Source organism: Nocardia sp. NPDC049737 (assembly GCF_040674755.1).
In the GTDB taxonomy this organism is placed as follows: Bacteria; Actinomycetota; Actinomycetes; order Mycobacteriales; family Mycobacteriaceae; genus Nocardia.
Genome location: NZ_JBFANH010000010.1, coordinates 1 through 25,972 on the forward strand (window position 1 = coordinate 1; position 25,972 = coordinate 25,972).

Genomic DNA, 25,972 nt, shown 5'->3' on the forward strand with positions numbered 1-25,972 from the left:
TCGCATTCGGCGGCGGTGGAGGCCGTTCGCGACCGGGTGCTGGCGGAGCTGGAATCGGTTGTGCCGGTATCGGGTTCGGTGCCGTTCTTCTCGACGGTATCCGGCGATTACGTGGACACGGCGACCTTGGATGCCGGGTATTGGTATCGGGGGCTGCGTGAACAGGTCAGGTTCGCGGAGTCGGTGGCGGCGTTGCAGCGTGCGGGGACGAATGCCTTTATCGAGGTGAGCCCGCATCCGGTGCTGACGATGGGGATCGAGGCGACGGCGGGAGAGCTGGGTCTGGCCGATCGGGTGGCCGTGCTGAGCACGCTGAAGCGTGATCAGGGTGATCCGCTGCAGGTCACCACCGCGTTGGCGCAGGCCTACTGTGCCGGCGTCGACGTGGCGGCCGACGCGTTGGCTCCGGTCGTGACACGGACGCTCGGTACGCTCCGACCCGTCGCTCGGTTGGATCTGCCGACGTACGCCTTCCAGCACAAGCGGTACTGGTTGCAGCCGAGCGCCGCCCGGGATGTGTACCAGTCGGGGCTGGGCGAGGCGAAGCATCCGCTGCTGGGTGCGGCGGTCTGGATGCCGGACTCCGAAGCGGTGGTGTTGACCGGGCGCCTGTCGCTGGCGGATCACCCGTGGCTGGCCGATCACGCGATCAACGGAGCGGCCCTGCTGCCGGGGACGGCCTTCGTCGAATTGGCGTTGCATGCCGGGACGATGGTCGGCTGTCCCCGGCTGGCCGAGCTGGTCGTGGCCGCGCCACTGGTCCTACCGGCCGATGGCGCCGTTGAACTGCGGGTGATGGCGGCCGCGCCCGATGATGCGGGAGCACGAGCCGTATCGGTGTATTCGCGCCCGCAGAGCGACGGCGAATCGGACCAGGACGGCCCGGGATCGTCCGGCGCACCGCGCTCGGAATGGGTACGTCATGCCACGGGAACCGTTGTCGCCTCGCCGCTTTCGGCTCCCGAACCGATCGGGGCCGATGCGGCGAGCTGGCCGCCCGTCGGAGCGCTGCCGGTACACATCGGCGATGCCTACGCCGAGTTGGCCGAGCGCGGCTACGACTACGGGGCGATGTTCCAGGGGCTGACCGCTTTGTGGCGCCGTGGCGACGAACTCTTCGCGGAGGTCGCGCTGCCGGAGCAGGCACAGTCGGCGGATCGGTTCGGGGTGCATCCGGCACTGCTGGACGCGGCACTGCACACGATCGGCCTCGGTGGGATGAGTGCGCCTGCCGCGCCCGGTGAGATCCTCGTGCCCTATTCGTGGGAGAACGTGACCGTGGACGCGGTCGGTGCCGCGTCGGCCCGTGTTCGAGTGGCGCCGGCCGGGACCGACCCGCAGGACCAGCGAATCACCCTCACGCTCACCGACTCTCAGGGCGCACCGATCGCCGAGATCGCGGCGTTGACCCTGCGTCCGATCCAGATCGGCGCGGTGGGCGCGGCGGCGCCGGACGGTACCTACCGTCTGCGCTGGGTTCCGTTGCCCGCGCCGAATCCGGACGACGTGGCCGCGGCCACGCGGTGGGCGAGCACGGACGACGGCGAGACGGTGACCGTTGACGGCCGGCCCGCGACGGTGATTCGACTCGATGGTCTCGTGGCCGGCGCCACGGCGGCAGCGGACACGGACGTGCCGGATGCGGTGCAGAGTCGGCTGGCCGAGGTCGTGGCGCGCGGCAAGGAGCTGCTGGCCCAGGATCAGCGCATCGTCGTGGTCACCCGAGGTGCGGTCGCGACGGCCGCGGGCGAGCCCGTGGATCTCGTCGGCGCGGCGGTCTGGGGCCTGCTGCGCAGCGGACAGAACGAGCATCCCGACCGGATCACCGTTGTGGACGTGGACCGCTGGGACGACTGTCGCGATGCCGTTGCCACGGCCTTGGCCTCGGCGGACGAGCCCCAGGTCGCGGTGCGCGCCGGCGTTCCCTACGTGCCGCGGCTGACATCCGACCGCGGCGACGTGGTGGGAAGCGGTGACGCGCTGCGGGCCTCGGCGTGGGCGTTGCGTCAGCTCGGCAAGGGCTCCTTGACCGGTGACAACTTCGCTCTGGTCGAAACCCGCACTGCCGTGCAGGAGCTCGGGCCCGGTCAGGTTCGGGTGGGTCTGCGCGCCTCGGGCGTCAACTTCCGGGACGCACTGATCACCTTGGGTATGTATCCGAACCCGGACGCCACCATCGGCATGGAGGGTGCGGGCGTGGTGCTGGAGGTGGCGCCGGACGTTACCGAATTCGCCATCGGCGACCGGGTTTTCGGGATGATCGAGGGCATCGGTTCGGTCGTTGTGACCGACAGCAGGCGGCTTGCTCCGATACCGCGGGGATGGTCGTTCGCACAGGCGGCCGCCGTGCCCGTGGTGTTCATTACCGCGTACTACAGCCTCGTCGATCTCGCCGACGCCCGGCCGGGGGAGACGTTGCTGTTGCATGTCGCCACCGGCGGTGTCGGCACGGCCGCTGTGCAACTGGCGCGTCATCTCGGTCTGCGGCTGCTGGTCACCGCCGACCGTTCCAAATGGGATGTGCTGCGCGGCATGGGATTCGACGATGCGGTCATCGGTGACTCGCGCACCCTCGACTTCGAGCGGAAGTTCCTCGAGGTCACCGGCGGCAGTGGTGCAGACATCGTGCTCGATTCGCTGGAAGGCGAATTCGTCGACGCCTCACTGAGATTGCTGCCGCGCGGTGGCCGCTTCCTCGAGATGGTGGCGACCGATCGGCGCGATCCCGGCGAGGTCGCCGAGCAGCACCCGGGCGTGCACTACCGCTACTTCCATCTCGACGAGATCGGGCTCGATCGATTGCGCGAGATCATGAGTGCCCTGGTCGAATTGATCGATACGGGGGTACTGGCACCGCCTCCGATCACCGGATGGGATCTGCGGCAGGCGCCGGAGGCGTTCCGGTTCGTGGGCGAGGGCAAGCATATCGGCCGCAACGTGCTCACCATTCCGACCCCGCTGCGCCCCGACGGCACCGTGCTGATCACCGGCGGTACCGGTGTTCTGGGTGCGATGGCGGCCCGCCATCTCATCGTCGAGCACGGTGTGCGGCGGCTGGTGCTCGCGAGCAGGCGCGGTCCCGCCGCCGACGGTGCCGCCGGCCTGGCGGAGGAATTGACGGCGCTGGGCGCACAGGTGGACGTGGTCGCCTGCGATGTGGCCGACCGGGAGGCGCTCGACAAGCTGCTGGCGGGTATTGCACCGGAGCACCCGCTCACCGGCGTCGTCCACACGGCGGGTGCGCTGGCCGACGGTTTGCTCGCCGACATGACACCGCAGCGGCTCGCGACGACGCTGCGCCCGAAGGTCGACGCGGCATGGAATCTGCACGAGGCGACCGAGGATCTGGATCTGTCGCAGTTCGTGCTCTATTCCTCGGTCGCGGGCGTGATCGGCACTCGGGGACAAGCGAATTACGCCGCCGCCAACGTCTTCCTCGATGCGCTGGCACACCACCGGCACCTGAGCGGTCTGCCCGCGACATCGGTGGCATGGGGTCTGTGGCAACAGCGCAGCGGGCTGACCGATGCTCTCGGCGAGGCCGACCTGGCCCGGTTGCGGCGGGAGGGAATCGTCGCGCTGGGCGAACAGGACGGGCTGGCGCTGTTCGACGCGGCACTGGTGGATCAGGAGTCCGCGCTGGTTGCCGCGCGGTTCGACCGGACTGCGCTGCCCGACCCGGTCCCCGCGATATTGCGGGGTCTGGTGCGACATTCGGAGCGGAATACGGTGAGCGACAAGCGCTCGCGCGGCTTGGAGCTGGGCCTGATACCGGAAGCCGAACGGGAGCAGGCCGTCGTGGACTTCGTTCTCGAACAGGTGGCGGCCGTACTGGGCTACTCGTCGGCCGCAGATATCGAGCCGGACAGGGGATTCGACGAGATCGGGCTCGACTCGCTGTCGGGTGTGGAGCTTCGCAACCGGCTGTCGAAAGCCACCGGCCTCCAGATTCCGGTGACGCTCGTCTTCGACTACCCGACCGCCCCCGAACTGGCCGGTTATCTGTACGAGCGATTGGCCCCGGCGGTGGCCGTTTCGCCGGCTGCGGCCGGCACCACATCCGACGACATCGCCCATCTGGCGGCGATGGTCGATCGGGTCCTGGCCGCGGCGGGAGACGACGACGCCACGGTCACCGCACTGCTCGGTATCGGCGACCGGCTTCGGTCCCACCTGGGCGGGAGGTGGCGCGGCGATGAGGACGAATACGCCGACCTCGCCACACATTCCCCCGACGAGCTGTTCGATCTGATTGATGAGGAGTTCGGTCGCTCATGAGCAACGAGGAAAAGCTCACCCGGTATCTGCGCAAAGTCACCGGGGACCTGCGAACCGCCAACAAGCGCATCCAGGAATTGGAAGAGGGTGCGCGCGAGCCGATCGCGATCGTCGGGATGAGCTGCCGCTTTCCCGGCGGTGTGGAATCCCCCGCGCAGTTGTGGGATCTGGTGGCCTCCGGTGCCGACGCGGTCGGCGGCTTTCCCGTCGACCGCGGGTGGGATCTGGACACACTCTTCGACCCCGATCCCGGTGTGCCCGGGACGATCTATACGCGTGAGGGCGGGTTCATCCATTCGGCGCCCGAATTCGACGCGGGCTTCTTCGGGATCGGCCCACGCGAGGCCGCCTCGATGGATCCACAACAGCGTCTGACGCTGGAGGCTTCCTGGGAAGCTCTCGAGGATGCGGGCATCGACCCGAAGTCGTTGCGAGGCAGCGACACCGGCGTCTTCGCCGGTGTCTTCCACCAGAACTACGGCCCTCGCATCGGCTCCCCGGCGCTGACGGCGGAGGCCGAAGGTCATGCCGTTCTAGGCGTGTCGAGCTGTGTGCTGTCCGGCCGGGTCTCCTACCTGTTCGGTTTCAAGGGCCCCACGTTGTCCGTGGACACCGCGTGCTCGTCGTCGCTGGTGGCATTGCATCTGGCGTGCCAGGCGCTGCGGCGGGGCGAGACGTCGCTGGCTCTGGTGAGCGGTGTGACCGTGATGTCGGACCCGTCCCATCTGATCGCCTTCGCGCGTCAGCGAGCGCTGTCGGCGGATGCGCGGTGCAAGGCGTTCGCGGCAGCCGCGGACGGGACCGGTCTCTCGGAGGGGCTCGGGATCCTGGTCGTCGAACGGCTCTCGGACGCACGGCGATTGGGTCACGACGTGCTCGCGCTGGTGCGCGGGACGGCGATCAACCAGGACGGTGCGAGCAAGGGGCTGACCGCGCCGAACGGTCCGGCGCAGGAACGGGTGATCGCGGCGGCGCTGGCGAATGCGGGCCTCGCACCGTCGGATGTGGACGTGGTGGAGGCGCACGGGACGGGCACCAAGCTGGGTGATCCGATCGAGGCGGGTGCGCTGATGTCGGTCTACGGTGCGCGGGGTGAGCGTGGGCCGCTGCGTTTGGGGTCGCTCAAGTCGAATATCGGTCATACCAATGCCGCCGCGGGTGTCGCCGGTGTGATCAAGATGGTCGAAGCGATGCGTCACGGTGTGCTGCCGAAGACGCTGCATGTGGATGCGCCCACGCCGCACGTGGATTGGTCCGCGGGCACGATGCGGTTGCTGACGGAGGCCGAGCCGTGGCCCGCGAGCGGGCAGGTGCGGCGTGCGGGTGTGTCGTCGTTCGGAATCAGCGGCACCAACGCTCATGTGATCCTGGAGGAAGCCCCTGCCGATCCGGAGGCCGCCGAGTCGGCGGGCGAATCCGAGCAGGTGGTCACGGCCGAGCCCGTGGCGTCGGATGTCGTCGCGCTGATGATCTCGGCCAAATCCGAGGCAGCGCTGCGAACCCAGGCGAACCGGCTGCGACAGAGGTTGCTCGACGACCCCGATGCGGATGCCTGGGATGTGGCGCATTCGCTGGCGACCTCCCGGGCGCTGCTGGACTGGCGCGGTGTGGCGGTGGGGCGTGACCAGGAGGAACTGCTCGCCGGTCTGGCCGATCTCGCGGCCGGTTCGCCCGGCGCGATCGAAGGCCGCACGGGTGCGGGCACAACCGCTTTCCTGTTCACCGGCCAGGGCGCTCAGCGCGCGGGTATGGGCAAGAGCCTGTACACGGCCTTTCCGGTGTTCGCGGCGGCGTTGGACGAGGTGTGCGCACAGTTCGACCTCGCGTCGGGACGGCGGCTGAAAGACCTGATGTTCGGCGACTCCGCCGAGGTGCTGGCGCGCACCGAAAACACCCAGCCGGCGTTGTTCGCCTTCGAGGTGGCGATGTTCCGGCTGCTCGAATCCTTCGGTATCGCCCCGGATGTGCTGCTCGGGCATTCCATCGGTGAACTGGTCGCCGCGTATGTGGCCGGGGTGTGGTCGTTGCAGGACGCCTGCGCTCTGGTCGCCGCGCGCGGCAGGCTGATGGGCGCGCTGCCCGAAGGCGGCGCGATGCTGGCCGTCGCCGTCGGGGAGGAGCGGGCCGCCGAACTGATCGCCGAGCACGCCGGAAGAGTCTCGATCGCGGCCGTGAACGCCCCCTCCTCGGCAGTGTTATCCGGGGACCTGGAGGCCATCGAGGCGATCGAGTCCGCGTTGTCGGGTACCGGCGTCAAAACCAACCGGCTCGACGTTTCCCACGCTTTCCACTCCGCCCTCATGGAGCCGATGCTGGCCGAATTCCGTTCGGTGGCACGAAGTATCGCGTATCGATCGCCGCGCCTCGCGATCGTGTCGAACGAAACCGGAGAGCTCGCCGGGGACGCGGTGACCGATCCGGAGTATTGGGTTCGGCAGGTGCGGGGGTGTGTGCGGTTCGCTCCGGGAGTGGACACCCTCGTCTCGGCGGGTGCGCGGCGATTCGTGGAGGTGGGCCCGGATGCGGTGCTTGCGGCGATGACGCGTGCGACCGTCGCCGAGAATGCCGAGGTCGAATCGGTGTCGCGGATCGTGGCGGCGGCGCGCCGATCCGTCGACGAGGTGTCGCAGTTCGTCACCGCACTGGCGCAGATCCACGTCGCGGGTGCGCGGGTGGAATGGGCGTTGCTGTTCGCGGGGCGAGCGGTGCGCCGGGTCGCTTTGCCGACCTACGGATTTCAGCGTCGCCGGTTCTGGTTGCAGCCCAGTGCCGATGCGGCGGCGTCGGCGGATCATCCGATCCTGACCGGTGTGGTCGGCGTGGCCGGGACCGACGAGTGGCTGTTCACCGGCCGGTTCTCGGTGCGTACGCATCCGTGGATCGCCGATCACATGGCCCATGGTGTCGTGGTGGTTCCGGGCGTGTTGCTGCTCGAATTCCTGCTCGCCGCCGGCGGGCGGATCGATTGCGAGGTGGTCGAGGAGATCATCGTGCAGGCGCCGATCCGTCCCGGTGACGACGAGATCGAAGTGCAGGCCCTGGTCGCGGCCGCGGACGAGTCCGGGCGGCGTTCATTCGAGTTCTTCTACCGCAGGCCGTCCGGCGACGAATGGGTACGCAATGCGACCGGTTTCCTCGCGCCCCGGTGGAATGGCGACTCGGACTTGGTATCCCGGCTCGGTGAGCGGGCGTGGCCGCCGGCCGATGCCGAACTCGTCGATGTCGACCGGGTGGCACTTGCCGAGCAGATCGCGAAAGATACGGGGCTCCACTACGGTCCGGCGTTCATCGGCGTGAATGCGGTGTGGCAGCGTGGCGACACGGTCTTTTCCGAGGCGACGCTGAATACCGACGCGGTATCGGAATTCGGTCGCCACGACCTGCATCCGGCGCTGTTGGAGCTGGTGATGCATGCCGGACTCTCGCAATCCATATTCCGTTTCGCGGAGTCCGATCCGAATACCGGTTGGCTGCTGTTCCGGTGGGGCGGTGCGCGTCTCCACCGGCCGATGCCCGCGGAAGTGACAGCCCTGCGGATCATCTCGGAGAAGACCGGCGCGGATACGGTGTCGGTCGCGGCAGTCGATCCGGAGGGCAGGCCGATCGTATCGGTTGATTCGGTGCTGCTGCGTCCGTACGACGTCGAGGAGTTCCGACGCGGTCTGTCCGATGATCAGGACGCCGGTCTGTATCGGGTGGGCTGGAAGACCACGGCCCCGCCTCCGGTCTCAGGCTCTATGCCGGCGTCGGCCGTCCTCGCGGACACGGTGGTGCCGGGAATCGCGGCATCACACAGGTCCATTGCCGATATCGTTGCCGCGGAACATGTTCCGGATATCGTCGTCTGGCGTCCGGCGATCGCCGGAGAGGTCGTCGACGGTCCGGGTGGGGTGCGGGCACGGGTGCACAGCACACTGGCCGTGCTCGGGACATGGCTCGCCGAAGAACGCCTGTCGGATGCCTCGCTGGTGGTGGTGACCACGGGTGGTGTCGGTCTCCCCGGCGAGGACGCTGCCGTGGATGTGGCAGCCGCCGCGGTGTGGGGGTTGGTCCGCAGCGCACAGACGGAGAATCCGGGGCGGTTCATACTCCTCGACGAAGACCCGGCCGAAGCGGTGGACGCCGATCGGATCGCGGCTGTGCTGGCCTCGGGTGAGCCGCAGGTCGCGGTGCGCGACACCAGGATTCTGGTTCCCCGGCTGACCCGCACCGGCACCGAGGTTCGGAAAGACAATCCCCTGTCGCTGTGGTCGGGTGCGGGGACGGTGCTGATCACCGGTGGCACAGGTGGTCTGGGCGCGGAGTTTGCCCGGCACCTGGTCACCGAGCACGGTGTGCGCAGGCTGGTGCTGACCTCCCGGCGCGGCCCGCAGGCGCCCGGCGCGGACGAGCTGGTCGCCGAATTGGCGCGGGCCGGCGCCGACGCGCGCGTCGTGGCCTGCGACGTCACCGATCGTGACGCGGTGCGGAACGTGTTGGACGCCATGGACTCCGATGGTGGGGTGACCGCCGTGGTGCATATGGCCGGGGTTGTCGACGATGGCACCCTCCAATCGCTGACCGCCGAGCAGGTGGATCGGGTGCTGGCGCCGAAGGTCGACGGAGCGTGGTACCTGGACGAGTGGACGCGCGGCCGAGATCTGTCGGCATTCGTGGTGTTCTCCTCGATCGCGGGAGTGCTGGGTTCGGCCGGACAGGGCAATTACGCCGCGGCGAACGGATTCCTGGATGGCCTGGTCCGCCTGCGTCGAGCCGCGGGGTTGCCCGCCATATCGCTGGCGTGGGGACCGTGGCACGCCGGCAGCGGGATGGCCGGCGAGGTGGACGGTGCGGCGTTGGCGCGGTTGGGCCGGTGGGGGCTCGGGCAACTCGAGAATGCCGACGGTGTGCGCCTTTTCGATGCCGCTCTCGCGGTCGCGAGCGACGATGGGCGGCTGGCTCCGCTGCGGTTCGACCCGAGTGTGCTGCGGCGCGTCTCGGATCCCGTGGGGATCCCCGCGGTGCTGAGCGGGTTCGTGCGGCGTCCGCTGCCGGCCGCGAGCCGGTCGGAGGCGAGTTTCGCGGCGGGTTCGCTGGGTGAGCGGTTGGCGCGGGTGCCGCACGCGCAGCGCGGCGACGTGGTGCTGGAGATGGTGCTGGGGCAGGCCGCGGCCGTGCTGGGACACGATTCGGCGGCCGATATCCGGCCTGATCAACCTTTCGACGAGATCGGTTTCGATTCGCTGGGGGCGGTGGAGTTCCGCAACCGGTTGGTCAAGGTCACGGGGTTGCGGTTGGCGTCGACCCTGGTGTTCGATCATCCGACTCCCGCCGCGGTGGCGAAACACGTGCTGTCGAGGCACGAGCCGAAGACGACGGGCGGACCGGGCAAGAAGGTCGCGCGCCGAACACCGGCGGATGAGCCGATCGCGATCGTGGGCATGGGATGCCGGTTCCCGGGTGGGGTGAAATCGCCGGACGAACTGTGGGATCTGGTGGCCTCGGGGATCGATGCGACCAGTGCGTACCCATCGGACCGCGGCTGGGATCTGGACCGTTTGTTCGACGAGGATCCGGACAAACCCGGGACCGTATACGCCCGCCGCGCCGGATTCCTCGACGACGCAGCGGATTTCGACGCCGGATTCTTCGGGATCGGCCCGCGGGAAGCGACGGCGATGGACCCGCAGCAGCGGCAATTGCTCGAGGCATCGTGGGAGGCCCTGGAGGATGCCGGGATCGATCCGGTTTCGCTGCGTGGCACCGATGCCGGGGTATTCGTGGGTGCGTGCTTCTCGGGTTATTTCAACCGGGTGACCCCCGAGTTCGAGGGCTACCGGCTCACCGGAGCCCAGGGCAGCGTGATCTCGGGCCGGCTGTCGTATGTGTTCGGCCTGGAAGGGCCGTCGGTCACCGTGGATACGGCGTGTTCGTCGTCGTTGGTGTCGCTGCATCTGGCCTGTCAGGCGCTGCGGCAGGGTGAGGCATCGCTGGCGTTGTCGGGCGGCGCGACGATCTACGCCGATCCCTATCTCTCCGTCGATTTCGCTCGGCAGCGTGGTCTGTCCCCGGACGGGCGGTGCAAATCGTTTTCCGCCGCGGCCGATGGTGTCGCGTTCTCCGAGGGCGTCGGAATGCTGGTGCTGGAACGGCTGTCGGATGCCCGCCGCCTGGGCCACAACGTTCTTGCCGTGGTGCGGGGCACGGCGATCAATCAAGACGGCGCGTCGAACGGTCTGTCCGCGCCGAATGGGCCGTCGCAGGAGCGGGTGATCGCGGCGGCCCTGGCCAACGCCGGGTTGCGGCCCGCCGACATCGATGCGGTGGAGGCGCACGGCACCGGGACGACACTGGGTGATCCGATGGAGGCGCAGGCATTGATCGCCGCCTACGGTCAGGATCGGCCGGGAGCGCCGCTGCGGATCGGCTCGCTGAAGTCGAATATCGGGCACACCTCGGCCGCCGCAGGCGTGGCCGGAGTGATCAAGATGGTGCAGGCGTTGCGGAACGAGACTCTGCCGATGACGCTGCACGTGGATGTGCCCAGCCCGCATGTGGATTGGTCGGCCGGCGGTGTGGAGTTGCTGACCGAGCCGCAGCGGTGGCCGCGCAACGGGCGTGTTCGCCGCGCGGGCGTGTCGTCGTTCGGTGTCAGCGGCACCAATGCGCATGCGATCCTGGAGGAAGCGCCGCCGCAACGAATTCCGGTGGCACCCAACGGAACTCCGGCAGACCTGCCGTTGCCGTTGCTGGTATCGGCCAAATCCGAGGCAGGGTTGCGGGCGCAGGCGGATCGGCTCCTGCAGTGGTTGGTGGCCGGACCCGAGCGAGAGATCGCCGATGTCGCGTACTCGCTGAGCGCCTTCCGCTCCCATATGGAATTCCGGGGCGCGGTCGTCGGGACGGGGCGCGACGAGATCCTTTCCGGTCTGGCGGATCTGGCGGCGGGCAAGGTGTCTTCCGGTGCCGTCGAGGGCGTCGCGGCGACGGGGAAGACCGCGTGGCTGTTCACGGGACAGGGTGCGCAGCGAGCGGGGATGGGTAAGGACCTCTATGCGGCGTTCCCGGTGTTCGCGCAGGTTCTGGACGAGGTGTGTGCCCAGTTCGATGCTCTCCTGATGCGTGATCCGGGAGCGGATTCCGCGCCAGGGCTGCTCGCGGTGATGTTCGATGACACCGAGGGACTGCTGCACCGCACCGAATTCACCCAGCCCGCGTTGTTCGCGTTCGAGGTGGCGCTGTCGCGGTTGCTGGAGTCGTTCGGTATCGCCGCGGACATGCTCATCGGGCACTCGATCGGTGAGCTGGCCGCCGCGTATGTGGCGGGGGTGTGGTCGCTGCCCGATGCCTGCCGTCTGGTGGCTGCCCGCGGTCGGTTGATGGGAGCTCTGCCCGAGGGCGGAGCGATGCTGGCAGTGGCCATCACGGAGACCGACGCGACGGATATCGTCGCCGAATACGGCAGCAGGGTCTCGATCGCGGCGGTCAACGGCCCGTCGTCGGTGGTGCTGTCCGGAGACGCGGACGCCATCCACGCGATCGAGCGTGTACTCACCGGACGCGGACGCAAGACCAACCGGTTGCGGGTGAGCCACGCATTCCATTCGGCGCGAATGGATCCCGTGCTCGCCGAGTTCCGGCTGGTGGCCGCCAGTGTGACCTACCACCCGCCGAAGATCCCGATCGTGTCGAACATCAGCGGCGCCGTGGCCGGTGCCGAGGTGACCGATCCGGGTTACTGGGTCGAACAGGTGCGCGGTTGTGTGCGGTTCGCGCCCGGGATCGCCACCGTGGCCGAGGCCGGGGTGCGGCGGTTCGTGGAGATCGGGCCGGATGCCGTGTTGTCCGCGATGGCCCGGCAGTGTCTCGCCGAGATTCCGGACGTGGAGGCCGCATCGACGGTGGTCGCGGTTGCCCGGCGTTCGGTCGGCGAGCCGTTGCAATTGGTGTCCGCATTGGCACAAGCGCATGTGGCGGGTGCCGGTGTGGATTGGACGCCGCTGTATGCGGATCGTCCGGTATCGCGGTTGCCGTTGCCCACCTATGCATTCCAGCATCGGCGGTACTGGCTGCAACCGGTTGCCGGTGGGGCGCCGCCGGGAGTATCGGGTCACCCGGTGCTGACCGGTGTGGTGCAGGTCGCGGGCAAGGACGAATGGATGCTCACCGGGCGGCTCTCGCGCCGGACCCATCCGTGGCTCGCGGATCACGTGAGCTACGGCGTGATGGTCGTGTCGAGTACGACGCTGGTGGAGATGTTGTGTGCGGCGGGACCGCGGTTCGGCTGCGCCGGGGTGGACGAGCTCACGCTGGAGGCCCCGATATTCCCGCCCGAGGACGGCGCCGACATCGATCTGCAGGTGCTTGTCGACCAGGCCGACGATAGGGGCCGCAGGCACTGCACGGTGCACTACCGCATCGGTGAGGGAGAGTGGGTACGCAACGCCAGCGGCATTCTGACCGGTGACCGGCCGGCGGCGGAGCCGCTGCTGGAACGTCTTCGGGCGCAGCCGTGGCCGCCGTCGGATGCGGACCCGATCGACCCGGAATGGGTACCCGCGCATATCGAAGCCGTGTCGGGACTCGAATACGGTCCCTCCTTCCGCGGCATCGAACGCGCGTGGCAGCGTGGCGACGCCGTGTTCAGCGAGGTTGCGCTGGATCCGGCCGTCGAATCGGACGGTTTCCTGCTGCATCCGGGCCTGATCGACGTCATCGCGCATGCGGGGATGGCCCGTCTGGTGTGGCCGGAGCCCAGCTCCGACCCGAGCCGCGGCATGCTGCTGTTCCGGTGGGGCGGCGCCCGATTCCACGATGTCCGCAGGCCGGGTCCGTTGCGGGTGATCGCCGTGGCGAAAGGTGAGGACGTGCTCGCCGTGGCGGCGGTGGACGGCGACGGCAACCCGGTGGTCTCCTTCGACGAGATCGTGATGCGGCCGTATGACGTCACCCAGTTCCGACGCCCGCTCGCCGGTGACGCCGGGGTGTACGAAATGGAATGGGCGGAGGTTCACCCTGCACCCGACGTGCCGGTGACCGACGAGGTCATCGCACTGGGGTCGGCTTCGATTGCCGGTGTGCGGGAACGATATCCGGACCTCGACAGTCTGACATCGGATCGTGCGATGCCCGATGTGCTGGTGTGGTCGGACGCGGCAGCGCGAAACGACGATGTCACCGTCGCCGCACATGAGCGGGCCCGGTCGGCACTACACCTGCTGCAGGGGTGGCTGGACAAGGATCCGTCGGAGCGGTCGCGGTTGGTCGTCGTCACCCACAACGGCCTTGGGATGCCCGGCGAGACACCGGATCTCGCGGCGGCCACGGTGGCGGGCCTGGTTCGCAGTGCGCAGTCCGAGTATCCCGGCCGGATCGTCTTGCTCGACCGGCAGTCCACGTCCGTTCCGCTGTCGGTCGACACCGTGTTGTCGGCACTGGCGGCCGACGAGCCGCAGGTGGCCGTTCGCGCCGACACGATGCTGGTGCCGCGGCTGCGGCGCTCGGAGGTGATCGCCGGCGCGAGACCGGCATTCGGCTCCGGCACCGTGCTGATCACCGGGGGTACCGGTGGTCTGGGCGCGATGGTGGCCCGTCACCTGGTTGCCGAGCACGGTGTCCGGCACCTGCTCCTGGTGTCCCGCAGTGGCGAGCGAGCCACAGGCGCAACGGAATTGGCGGCGCACCTGTGCGAGCTCGGAGCGAACGCGCGCATCGCGGCCTGCGATGTCGCGGACCGGTCCGCGTTGCGGGCACTGCTCGATTCCATACCGGCCGAACAGCCGTTGACGGCCGTGGTTCACACCGCGGGTGTGCTCGACGATGCGACGATCGCGACGCTCACCGTCGAACAGCTGGACCGCGTGCTCGCGCCGAAGGTCGACGCGGCATGGAATCTGCACGAGTCGACGCGGAACGCTGATCTCTCGGCCTTCGTGCTGTTCTCGTCGATGGCCGCTGTCATCGGCGCCGCGGGACAGGCCAATTACGTTGCCGCCAACAGCTTCCTGGACACGTTGGCCGCGCGGCGCAGCGCCGAAGGGCTGCCCGCTGTGGCGCTGGCCTGGGGTCTGTGGGAGTCCACCGCGGCCGGATCGGGCGGTATGGGCGGCACCCTGGATCACGTGGGTGCCGCACGCATGGCCCGCCTCGGCGTGCATCCGCTGGCGTCGGCGGACGGCCTTCGGCTGTTCGATACCGCCGTGGGGATCGGATCGACCCGGGCGGGCGCATCCGCGCTCATGCCGTTCCGTCTCGACGTCAATGCCCTTCGGCGGGAAGCACATATGGCAACGATTCCCCCGGTCCTGCGAAAAATCGCCCTGCCTTCTCGGTCCGCCGCCGCGGAGGAAAGACCACCGCAGGGTCTGGTACTGGATCGGCTACCGGAGGCCGAGCGGGATCGCGCGGTTCTGGACCTGGTCCTCGAGCAGGCTGCCGCGGTACTGGGGCATTCCTCGGCGGGGGATATTCGGGCCGACAAGGGATTCGACGAGCTCGGCTTCGATTCGCTGGCCGGTGTGGATATGCGCAACCGGCTGTCGAAGAGCACCGGTCTGCGGTTGTCCTCGACGATGGTGTTCGACTACCCGACCCCGGTCGAACTGTCCCGATATCTGCATGAACAGCTGATCTCGGCGTCACCTGCGGCCCCACCGGCCGCCGTTTCCGCACCCGTCGATATCGCCCGGCTGGAGGCGATGGTCGAACAGGCGCTCGCCGCGGCCGGTGACGACCCCGCTGCCGCTACCGCACTGCTCGGTATCGGCGACCGCCTCCGGTCGCACTTCGGCGATCGATGGCAGGACGAGGAATTCGACGATGACCTTGCCGAGCATTCCGGCAGCGAACTATTGGATCTGCTTGACGAGGAGTTCGGTCGATCATGAGCAATGAGGAACGGCTCACCCAGTCCCTGCGGCGATTCGCCAGGGACCTGCGCGCCGCCAACAAGCGCATCCAGGACCTGGAGGAGCGTGCGCGGGAACCGATCGCGATCGTCGGGATGAGCTGCCGCTATCCCGGCGGCGTCGAATCGCCCGCGCAACTGTGGGACCTGGTGGCCTCCAGCGTCGACGCCATCGGCGAGTTCCCGACCGACCGGGGCTGGGATCTGGAGAAACTCTACAATCCGGATCCGGACGTTCCCGGTACGACCAATACCCGTGCAGGCGGATTCCTGTATTCGGCAGGCGATTTCGACGCGGGATTCTTCGGGATCGGCCCGCGGGAAGCCGCGATGATGGATCCCCAGCAGCGCTTGGCACTGGAGGCGTCCTGGGAAGCGCTGGAGTACGCGGGCATCGACCCGATGTCGCTGCGCGGCAGCGATACCGGTGTCTTCACCGGCGTTTTCCACCAGTACTACGGACCTCGGGTCGGCTCCCCGACACTGACCGCCGAGGCGGAAGGCCACGCCTATCTCGGTGCGGGAAACTCCGTCGTATCCGGCCGGGTCGCTTACACATTCGGCTTCAAGGGGCCCACGATGTCGATCGACACCGTGTGCTCGTCGTCGCTGGTGGCCCTGCATCTCGCGTGCCAGGCGCTGCGCAACGGCGAAACATCGCTGGCCTTGGCGGGCGGTGTCACGGTGATGTCGGATCCGTCCCATCTGATCGCATTCGCCCGCCAGCACGGGCTCGCCACCGATGCCCGATGCAAGGCATTCGCGGCCGCCGCGGACGGGACCGGATTTTCCGAAGGTATCGGCATGCTGGTCGTCGAACGCCTGTCGGATGCGCAACGCCTGGGGCACAACGTCTTGGCGGTCATTCGCGGCAGCGCGCTCAATCAGGACGGCGCGAGCAAGGGGCTGACCGCACCGAACGGCCCGTCGCAGGAGCGTGTCATCGCACAGGCATTGGCCAATGCCGGACTGGAACCCGGCGACATCGACGCGGTGGAGGCGCACGGGACCGGCACGATGCTCGGGGATCCGATCGAAGCGCGCGCGCTGATCGGCGTCTACGGCGCGCGGCGTGAACACGGGCCGTTATATGTGGGTTCGCTCAAGTCGAATATCGGTCACACGTCCGCCGCGGCGGGGGTGGGCGGTGTGATCAAGATGGTTCAGGCGATGCGGCACGAGATGTTGCCGATGACATTGCATGTGGATGCGCCTACGCCACATGTGGATTGGTCGGCGGGCACTGTGCGCCTGCTGACCGAGGCGCAGCCGTGGCCCGCGGGTGAGCGGGTGCGCCGTGCGGGTGTCTCGTCCTTCGGGGCCAGCGGCACCAACGCGCACGTGATCATCGAGGAGGCTCCCGCCGAACCGGTCGCCGGGACTGCTCCGGAACAGGTGGCGGCCGAAACGATTACGCCGAATACGAACTCCGATGTCGTCGCGTGGCTCCTGTCGGCGAAATCCGAACCCGGCCTGCGCGCGCAGGCGGATCGGCTGTGGCAGTGGTTAATCGGTGAACCCGATGCGGATGTATGGGATGTGGCCCATTCGCTGATCACGTCGCGGGCGCTGTTGGACCGGCGTGCAGCGATCGTGGGCCGTGACCGGGAGACACTGCTGGCGGGACTTGCGGCCCTTGCCGACGGTGCCTCGTCGGAGGGCGTGGTCGATGGCGTCGTGGGCGCGGGACGCACGGCGTTCCTGTTCACCGGCCAGGGCGCGCAGCAACCCGGAATGGGCCGGGAACTGTACGCGGGGTTCCCCGTGTTCGCGGCCGCGCTGGACGAGGTATGCGCCGAACTCGACCCGTTGCTGGGACGAGCGCTGAAGGACGTGATGTTCGCCGCCGACGGTGATGCCGGTGCGGCCCTGCTGAATCGGACGGAATTCACCCAGCCCGCGTTGTTCGCGTACGAGGTGGCGGCCTACCGGCTGGTCGAATCGTTCGGTGTGACACCGGATGCGCTGCTAGGGCACTCCATCGGCGAGCTGGTGGCGGCGTATGTGGCGGGGGTGTGGTCGCTGGCGGACGCGTGCGCGCTGGTGGCGGCGCGGGGGCGACTGATGGGCGCCCTGCCCGGCGGCGGTGCGATGCTGGCGGCGGCTGTCACCGAAGGCGAGGCGATCGAACTGGTGGCCGGATACGCCGATCGGCTGGCGGTCGCCGCGGTGAATGGACCGGCGGCCGTGGTGCTGTCCGGCGACGCGGAGGCGGTCGACGACGTCCAACGGCTGCTCGCCGAGCGGGGTCGCAAGACCAGCAGGCTGCGGGTCAGCCACGCCTTCCATTCCGCCCGGATGGATCCGATGCTCGACGAATTCCGCTCGGTGGCAGCGGGATTGACCTATCATCAGCCGACCGTTCCGGTGGTGTCGAACGTGACCGGCGCTGTGGTGGAGCGGGAGCTGACCGATCCGGAGTATTGGGTGCGCCAGGTCCGTGCGGCCGTGCGGTTCGAGCCCGGCGTGCGCGCGCTGGCCGCGACCGGGGCCCGGCGGTTCCTGGAGGTCGGCCCGGACGCCGTCCTGGCCGCGATGACACGGCAATGCCTTGCCGAGGAACCCGGGACCGAGGGGCGGTCCGTGGTGGCCGCTGCGGCCCGGCGTGGTTGTGCGGAAGTCGCGCAGTTCACCACATTCCTGGCCGCCGCGCACGCCGCGGGACTGGACGTGGACTGGAGCCCCTTGTTCGCGGGCCGGGAATCGCGTCGAATTCTCTTGCCGACCTATGCATTCCAGCATCAGCGCCATTGGATCGCACCCACCGCCGTGCGGGGCGATGTCGGCCGCGCCGGTGTGACGGTGGTCGACCACCCCATGCTCGGCGGGTCGATCGTGGTGGCGGGCAGGGACGAATGGCTGTTCACCGGTCGGCTGTCGGTGGCGTCGCATCCGTGGATCGCCGATCACACCGTCTTCGGCGAGATTCTGCTCCCGGGAACAGGTTTCGTGGAGCTGGCCCTGGCGGTAGGCGCTCGGCTGGGTGTCGAGGTCGTCGACGAGCTGGTGCTGGAGGCGCCGCTGCGTTTCGGCGAGCGGACCGAGGTCGACGTGCAGATCGCGGTCGAAGAACCCGATAACGAGGGGCGCAGGCGATTCGTCGTGGCGTCCCGGATCGTCGGCGAACAATCGGCGGGCGCGAGTGGAACAACCCATGCGCGTGGCATTCTCGCTCCCGGCGGGGAAATGGAGGGTCCGGCCTACGAGGTCGACGACAACCCGGAGGACGACGCGATCCCCGGCGACGTCCTTTACGACGGGCTGGCCGCGCGCGGATTCGATTACGGCTCCGCATTCCAGGGGGCGCGCCGCGTCTGGCGCGATGGCGGCGGTGACATGGTGGCCGATGTGCGGTTGCCCGCCGAAGTCGGCGTGGACGGTGGCCGATTCGGCATCCATCCCGCGCTGCTCGACGCCGCGTTGCATGCCGGGGTGCAGGATCTGGCCGCGGATCTGCCGCCCGGACAGGTGCCGCTGCCGTTCTCGTTCGGCGGCGTCCGGTTGTATCGCCCGGGGGCGACCGCCGCACAGGTGCGCATCCGGCGCGTCGGCGACAGTATGCGGCTGGAACTGGGTGACGACACCGGCGCTCCGGTACTGACCGTCGAATCGCTGCGGGCGCGCCCGGTGAACAGCCAGGCGCTGCGCGGTGATCGATCGATTGCCGACCGCGGGCTCTACGACGTGCAATGGAGTCGAGTCGGCTCCGGCGACGCGTCCCATGAAGTGGACGGCCTGCTGATCGCCGGGGTGGCCGTGCCCGGATTCGCACGGACCTACCCGGACCTGGCTGCCGAGACCGGAGACACCGGCGAAGCTCCGGATGTGCTGGTGTGGTTCGCCGATGGTCCCGACCGCCGCGCTGCGGACAGCGAGGCCGGTTCCCGGTCGGCGGCGGCCATCGTGCGAGATCGCGTGCACGCGGTGCTGGCCTCGGTGCGATCCTGGCTGCGCCTGCCCACTGCCGACGCCCGACTCGTGGTGGTGACGCGCAATGGTGCGGGGTTGCCCGGCGAAGACCCCGATTTGGCCGCCGCGGCCGTCTGGGGTCTGCTCCGGAGCGCGCAGTCGGAGAATCCCGGCCGGATCGTGCTGCTGGACATCGACGATGACAGCGCGGTGACCCCGGAACTGATCTCGGCGGCCATGGCCACTGACGAGAAGCAGCTGGCGCTGCGCGCGGGTGCGCTGCTGGCGCCGCGGCTGACCCGCCGCGATCCGGCCGCCGCGCGGACCATCGATCTCGGCCCGGGTGCGGTGCTGATCACCGGTGGCACCGGCGGGCTGGGCGCGCTGGTGGCGCGGCATCTGGCCGGCAGGCACGGGGTGCGCGAACTGGTGCTGGTGTCGCGGCGCGGTGAGCGGGCCGAGGGTGTCGCCGAACTGGTAGCCGAACTGGCCGAACTCGGGGCCCGGACCCGGGTGGCGGCCTGTGATGTGAGCGATCGCGCCGCCGTGGCAGCGCTGCTCGACGACATCTCCGACGGCCCCGCGCCGACCGCGGTCATCCACGCCGCCGGCGTGCTGGCCGACGGCACCGTCGACACCCTCACCGCCGAGCAGGTCGACCGGGTGCTCGCACCGAAAGTCGATGCGGCACTGCATCTGCACGAGCTGACCTCCGATCTTTCGGCGTTCGTCCTGTTCTCCTCCGTTGCCGCGGTGGTCGGATCGTCGGGACAAGGCAACTATGCGGCGGCCAATTCGGTACTGGACGCATTGGCGCTCCGCCGCGTCAATGCGGGCCTGCCGGCGGTGTCGGTGGCCTGGGGGCCATGGGGCGGGCGCAGCGGAATGGCGGCCGAGCTGACCGATGCGGACCTGGACCGGTTGTCGCGCATGGGTTCTCGCCCGCTGTCGGAGTCCGACGGTCTCGAATTGTTCGATCTGGCCGGTGGCGCCGGAGCTCCGTTCGTCGCCGCGGTCGACCTGGACACGGCGACATTGGCCGTCGCTGCCGGGTCGGGAATGCTGCCCTCGATGTTGCGGTCGCTGGTGCCGTCCGCGCGCCGCGCGGCCGGAGGTGGCGACCTGGCGCGGCGGCTGGCGTCGCTGGCACCGGATGCTCGCGACGCGGCGGTACTCGAATTCGTCCGTGGTCAGGTCGCCGCAGTGCTGGGATATGCCGCGGCTGATCTGGTCGATATCGAGAAGCCCTTCAGCGCAATGGGTTTCGATTCGCTGGGCGCGGTCGAGTTCCGCAACCGGCTCACCACGACCACCGGCCTGCGGTTGCCGTCCACCCTCGTCTTCGACCACCCCACCACCCGGGCAGTGGCCGCCTTCATCGGGTCCCGGATGGGGGACTCGTCCACGCCGGAGCAGCGCAAGACCACGCGCAGGGTGCGAGCCGACGAGCCGATCGCGATCGTCGGAATGGCGTGCCGCTATCCCGGCGGCGTCGAATCCGCGGACGACCTGTGGGATCTGGTGTTCTCCGGCGCGGACGCCATCAGCGAGTTTCCGCCGGATCGCGGTTGGGACACGGCCCAGCTGTTCCATCCGGACCCCGACCATCCCGGCACGTCCTACGCCCGTGAGGGCGGCTTCCTGATGAACGCGGCCGAATTCGACGCGGGCTTCTTCGGAATCGGCCCGCGTGAGGCGATCGCGATGGATCCCCAGCAGCGGTTGCTGCTCGAGGTGTCGTGGGAGGCATTGGAACATGCGGGGATCGCCCCGACCTCGTTGCGGGGCAGCGACACCGGTGTCTACACCGGCGTGATGTACCAGGACTACGACGCCCTGACCCGCCTGGGTGGGCCCGAGGTGGAAGGCTATGTCGCCACCGGCGCCGCGAGCAGTGTGGTGTCCGGCCGGGTCGCCTATTCGCTGGGGTTGGAAGGTCCGGCGATGACGGTGGATACGGCGTGCTCGTCATCGCTGGTGGCACTGCATCTGGCGTGCCGGGCTCTGCGCCAGGGAGAAAGCTCCCTCGCGCTGGTGGGCGGTGCCACCGTGATGGCCACTCCGACGGTGTTCGTGGAGTTCTCCCGGCAGCGCGGTCTGGCTCCCGATGGCCGGTCCAAAGCGTTCTCGGCGGCCGCCGATGGTGTGGCCTGGTCGGAGGGCGCGGGCGTGCTGGTGCTGGAACGACTGTCGGATGCGCGGCGGCTGGGACACAACATCCTCGCGGTGGTCCGTGGCAGCGCTGTCAATCAGGACGGCGCGAGCAATGGCCTGACAGCGCCGCGCGGTCCCTCGCAGGAGCGCGTGATCGCGGCGGCGCTGGCCGATGCCGGCGTGCGTGCGCAGGACGTGGACGTGGTGGAGGCGCACGGGACGGGGACGGCATTGGGCGACCCCATCGAGGCACAGGCATTGATCGCCGCCTACGGACAGGAGCGGTCGGACCGGCCGTTGCGTATCGGCGCACTCAAGTCGAATATCGGCCATACACAGGCGGCCGCGGGTGTGGGCGGTGTGATCAAGGTGGTGCAGGCGCTGCGGCATCAGGTGTTGCCGAAGACACTGCATGTGGACGCCTTGTCGCCGCACGTGGATTGGTCGGCTGGGTCGGTGCGGGTGTTGACCGAGCCCGAGCCGTGGCTGACCGGCGACCGGGTGCGGCGTGCGGGCGTCTCGTCGTTCGGGATCAGCGGAACCAACGCACATGTCATTGTCGAGGAAGCGCCGGATGCGCCGTCACCGGCCGGCGTATCGGAGCACGGCGGTGATCCCGATGTGCGGCAAAGCCCTTCCGTCGCCGATGTTTTCGTGGTGCCGCTGATGCTGTCGGCGAAGTCGGAGCAGGGACTGCGGGGACAGGCGGACCGGTTGCGGACATGGTTGGCCGACCGCCCGGATATCGATCTGTGGTCGGTAGCACGCTCGTTGGTGGACACGCGCGCACGGCTGGACCGGCGGGGCGCCGTCGTCGGGCGCGATCGGGAGGAGTTGCTCGCGGGACTGGCCGCGCTGGCATCGGGTTCGCCGCTGCCGGGGGTGGTCGACGGCATGGCGGGTTCGGGGAGAACCGCATTCCTGTTCACCGGTCAGGGAGCGCAGCGGACAGGGATGGGTTCGGGCCTGTATCAGGCGTTTCCGATGTTCGCGGCCGCGCTGGACGAGGTGTGCGCCGAGTTCGACAGCCGGCTCGGTGGGTCGCTGAAGGACGTCATGTTCGCCGATCCGGGGCAGATGCTGGATCGGACGGAGTTCACCCAACCGGCGTTGTTCGCGTTCGAGGTGGCCATGTTCCGGCTGCTGGAATCGTTCGACCTGTCGCCGGATGTCGTTGCGGGACATTCGATCGGTGAACTGGCGGCGGCGTTCGTGGCGGGCGTGTGGTCGCTCGAGGACGCGTGCGCGCTGGTGGCGGGGCGGGGCCGGTTGATGGGGGCGTTGCCGGCCGACGGGGCGATGCTGGCGGTGGCTGTGCCGGAGGACGAGGCGATGCGCGTGCTCGGCGAATTCGGCGACCACGTGTCGCTGGCGGCCGTGAATGGTCCGGAATCGGTGGTGCTGTCAGGGGACGCGGATGTGATCGACGAGATCGCGCGACGGCTGTCGGAAGAGAGGAGAAAGACCACGCGGTTGCGGGTCTCGCATGCGTTCCATTCGGCGTTGATGGAGCCCATGCTGGACGAATTCCGTGCTGTGGCACAGGGTTTGACGTATCGGGAGCCGTTGTTGCCGATCGTGTCGAATGTGTCGGGCACGCAGGTGAGTGCGCAGGTGTGCGATCCGGAGTACTGGGTCGCGCAGGTTCGTGGTTGCGTGCGATTCGCTCCCGGTGTGGACACCCTGGTCGGTGCCGGTGTGCGCAGGTTCGTGGAGGTCGGCCCGGACGCGGTGCTCGTTGCGATGACCGCCGAGTGTTTGGCCGAGCATCCGCGAGCGGAGACGAAGTCGATGCTGGTGGCGGCGTCGTCGCGTCGGACGATCGACGAGACGGTCGGGTTCGTCACCCTCCTCGCGCAAGCGCACGCGGCGGGGCTGGAGCCGGATATGCCGCTGGTGTTCGCCGGGCGTGGCATGGATCGGGTGGCATTGCCGACCTACGCGTTCCAGCATCGGCGCTATTGGGTGCAGCCACAGGCAGGAGTCGTGACCGGAACATTCGGGCATCCGCTGTTGGCGAATGCGGTGCCGGTAGCGGGCAGGGACGAGTGGTTGTTCACCGGGCGGTTGTCGCTGCGGACGCATCCGTGGATCGCCGACCACGCGGTATTCGGTTCGGTGTTGTTGCCCGGGACGGCGTTCGCGGAATTGGCGTTGAGCGCGGGCGTACGACTGCGGGTGGACGTCATCGAGGAACTGCTACTCGAATCCCCACTGGTACTGGGCGACGGCATCGAGGTCGATCTGCAGTTGAGTGTCGCCGCACCCGATGAGGAGGGACGGCGCGCCTTCGCGATCTACTCCCGCCCCGCCGCCGAGGCGGACTCGGCCGCGGAGCATCCGTGGGTGCTGCACGCGAGGGGTGTGCTGACCGCTGCCGCCGGCGTCGCCCCGGTGTGGGACGAGCGGAGCTGGCCCCCGGCCGGTGCGGTGCCGTCGAGCGATGCGTCCTTCTACGATCGATTGGCGCAGCGCGGTTTCGAGTACGGCCCGGTATTCCAGGGTGTGACCGCGGTGTGGACTCGCGGCGAGCAGACCTTCGCCGAAGTCTCTCTCGACGACTCGGTGAGCGGTTCGGCCTCGGCGTTCGCCGTGCATCCGGCACTGCTCGACGCCTGTCTGCACGTGGCGATCGACGGCCTGTCCGACGACCTGGCCGCCGGGCAGGTGCCGTTGCCGTTCTCGTTCGCGGGAGTGCGGCTGTGGCGTTCCGGTGCCGGGGCGGTGCGTGTGCGGGTGGTCCGCGACGGCAGCGGGCAGATCGGAATGGTCGTCGTCGACGACACCGGTTCGGTCGTGCTGACAATCGATGCCGTGACCGCGCGGCCGGTCGATGTCCGGGCCTTGACCGTGAGCTCGGCTCGCCGTGCGGCGCCGCTGCACCTGCGATGGGTTCGCGCGGATCGGGCTGCCGCCACCACCGCCGCCGTCATGGCTACAGTCGGGTCGGCGAGGGTGTCCGGGATCGACCGGCATTATCGTGACATCGCGGAATTGGCGGCGGCCGAGGAGGTTCCGGATCTGGTCGTCTACTCGCTCGCCGACGGGGTCGCTACCGCGTCCTCCGGCGCACGTGCCGCCGAGGTGCGGGCTTCGGTTCACACGGTCTGGACGATGCTGCGGTCGTGGTTGTCGAACGAGCGGCTGGCCGATGCTCGTCTGGTGGTGGTGACCCGTGGTGCGACGGCCGTGGCGGACGAGCCGGTCGATCTGGCCGCCGCCGCGGTGGCAGGCATGGTCCGCACCGCACAGTCCGAACATCCCGGTCGGATCGCGCTACTCGATCACGACGGCATGGTGGACGCCGATGTCGTGCGCACTGCCGTCGAATCGGATCGGGGACAGACAACGGTCCGCGACTCGCAGATGTTCGTACCGCGACTGTCCGGCGGTGCGGTCACCGACGAACCGCAGTCGCTCGACCGGGGTCCGATGTTCGGGCACGGCACGGTATTGATCACCGGCGGCACCAGTGGTCTGGGTGCGGTCCTGGCCAGGCATCTGGTGGTGACGCACGGTGTCGAGCACCTGCTGCTGGTGTCGCGCCGGGGTGAAGCGGCCCCGGGCGTCGCGGACCTGGTGGCCGAATTGACCGCCCTGGGAGCCGAAACGCGTGTTGCCGCATGCGATGTCGGTGATCGCGCCGATGTCGCTGCGGTGCTCGATTCGATCGCGCCCGAACATCGATTGACGGCGGTGATTCATTCCGCGGGTGTGGTCGACGACGCCACGCTCGAGAAACTGACCGCCGGGCAGATCGACCGTGTACTCGCGCCCAAGGTCGACGGTGCCCTGCACCTGGACGAGCTGACCCGGGGACACGACCTGTCGGCCTTCATCATGTTCTCCTCCGTCGCATCGACATTCGGTGCACCCGGACAGGGCAACTACGCGGCGGCGAACTCGTTCCTCGACGGACTCGCACTCGCCCGCCGCGCCCAGAGGCTGCCCGCGCTCTCGCTGGCGTGGGGACCGTGGAACCAAGACGTCGGTATGACCGGCGCGATGGACCGAGCCGCGCTGACGCGGTGGGAACGACTGGGCATCAAGGTGCTCGGCATCGACGACGGGACCGCACTGTTCGACGCCGCGATCGCCTCGAACGAACCGGTGGCCGCCTGTGTCGAATTCGACAGGGCGGCACTGGCGGCGCAAGCCCGGACCGGGCTGTTGCCCGAAGTGCTCGAGAGCCTGGTACCCGCTCGAGCGCGTCGAGTGCCGGGCGGCAGCACCGGCCGGTTCGCCGCACGGGTGGCCGCCGCGCCGGAGGATCAGCGAGATGAGCTGATACTCGAATTCGTGCGGGAACTCGCCGCGGCGGTTCTGGGACATCCGTCGGCCGCGGCCGTCGATCCCGAAATCCCGTTCAACGAACTGGGATTCGATTCGCTCGGGGGTATCGAGCTGCGGAACCGGCTCGCCGAGGAGACAGCGATGAAACTACCGTCGACCCTGGTGTTCGATTACCCAACCGCCGCCGCGGTAGCGAAGCTGCTGGGGTCGCGGTGGGCGGCCACATCGACCACATCGGCGGTCGACGACCAGATCGACTCGCTGCAATCGCTGTTCGCGACCATAACGTCGGATCGGGACAAGGCACGTCTGGCCGAGCGGATCCGCTCGCTGCTGGCCGAAGCACTCCACGACGGCGAATCCTCGGCCGGAAGCGATCGCGCCGCCGTCGAGGCGGCCAGTGCCGACGAACTCTTCGCACTCATCGACCAGCAGATTTCGACTCAGTGAGGA

The 25,972-nt window shown here is 68.9% G+C and carries 3 protein-coding genes; all 3 read left to right on the forward strand.

All coding sequences use genetic code 11. The annotated features are described in order from the left end of the window. On the forward strand, nucleotides 1-4,278 hold a 4,278-nt coding region (locus AB0J47_RS15455), incomplete at its 5' end, for an SDR family NAD(P)-dependent oxidoreductase (protein WP_364345748.1). Then, nucleotides 4,275-15,143: a type I polyketide synthase gene (locus AB0J47_RS15460; protein WP_364345750.1), complete on the forward strand. Its 10,869-nt coding sequence runs from the start codon at nucleotides 4,275-4,277 to the stop codon at nucleotides 15,141-15,143. The genes AB0J47_RS15455 and AB0J47_RS15460, both read left to right, overlap by 4 nt. Beyond that, nucleotides 15,140-25,969 carry a type I polyketide synthase gene (locus tag AB0J47_RS15465; protein WP_364345752.1) on the forward strand — a complete coding sequence of 3,610 codons (10,830 nt, stop codon included), beginning with the start codon at nucleotides 15,140-15,142 and terminating at the stop codon, nucleotides 25,967-25,969. The genes AB0J47_RS15460 and AB0J47_RS15465 overlap by 4 nt, the downstream gene beginning before the upstream one ends. Nucleotides 25,970-25,972: the final 3 nt, after the last annotated feature.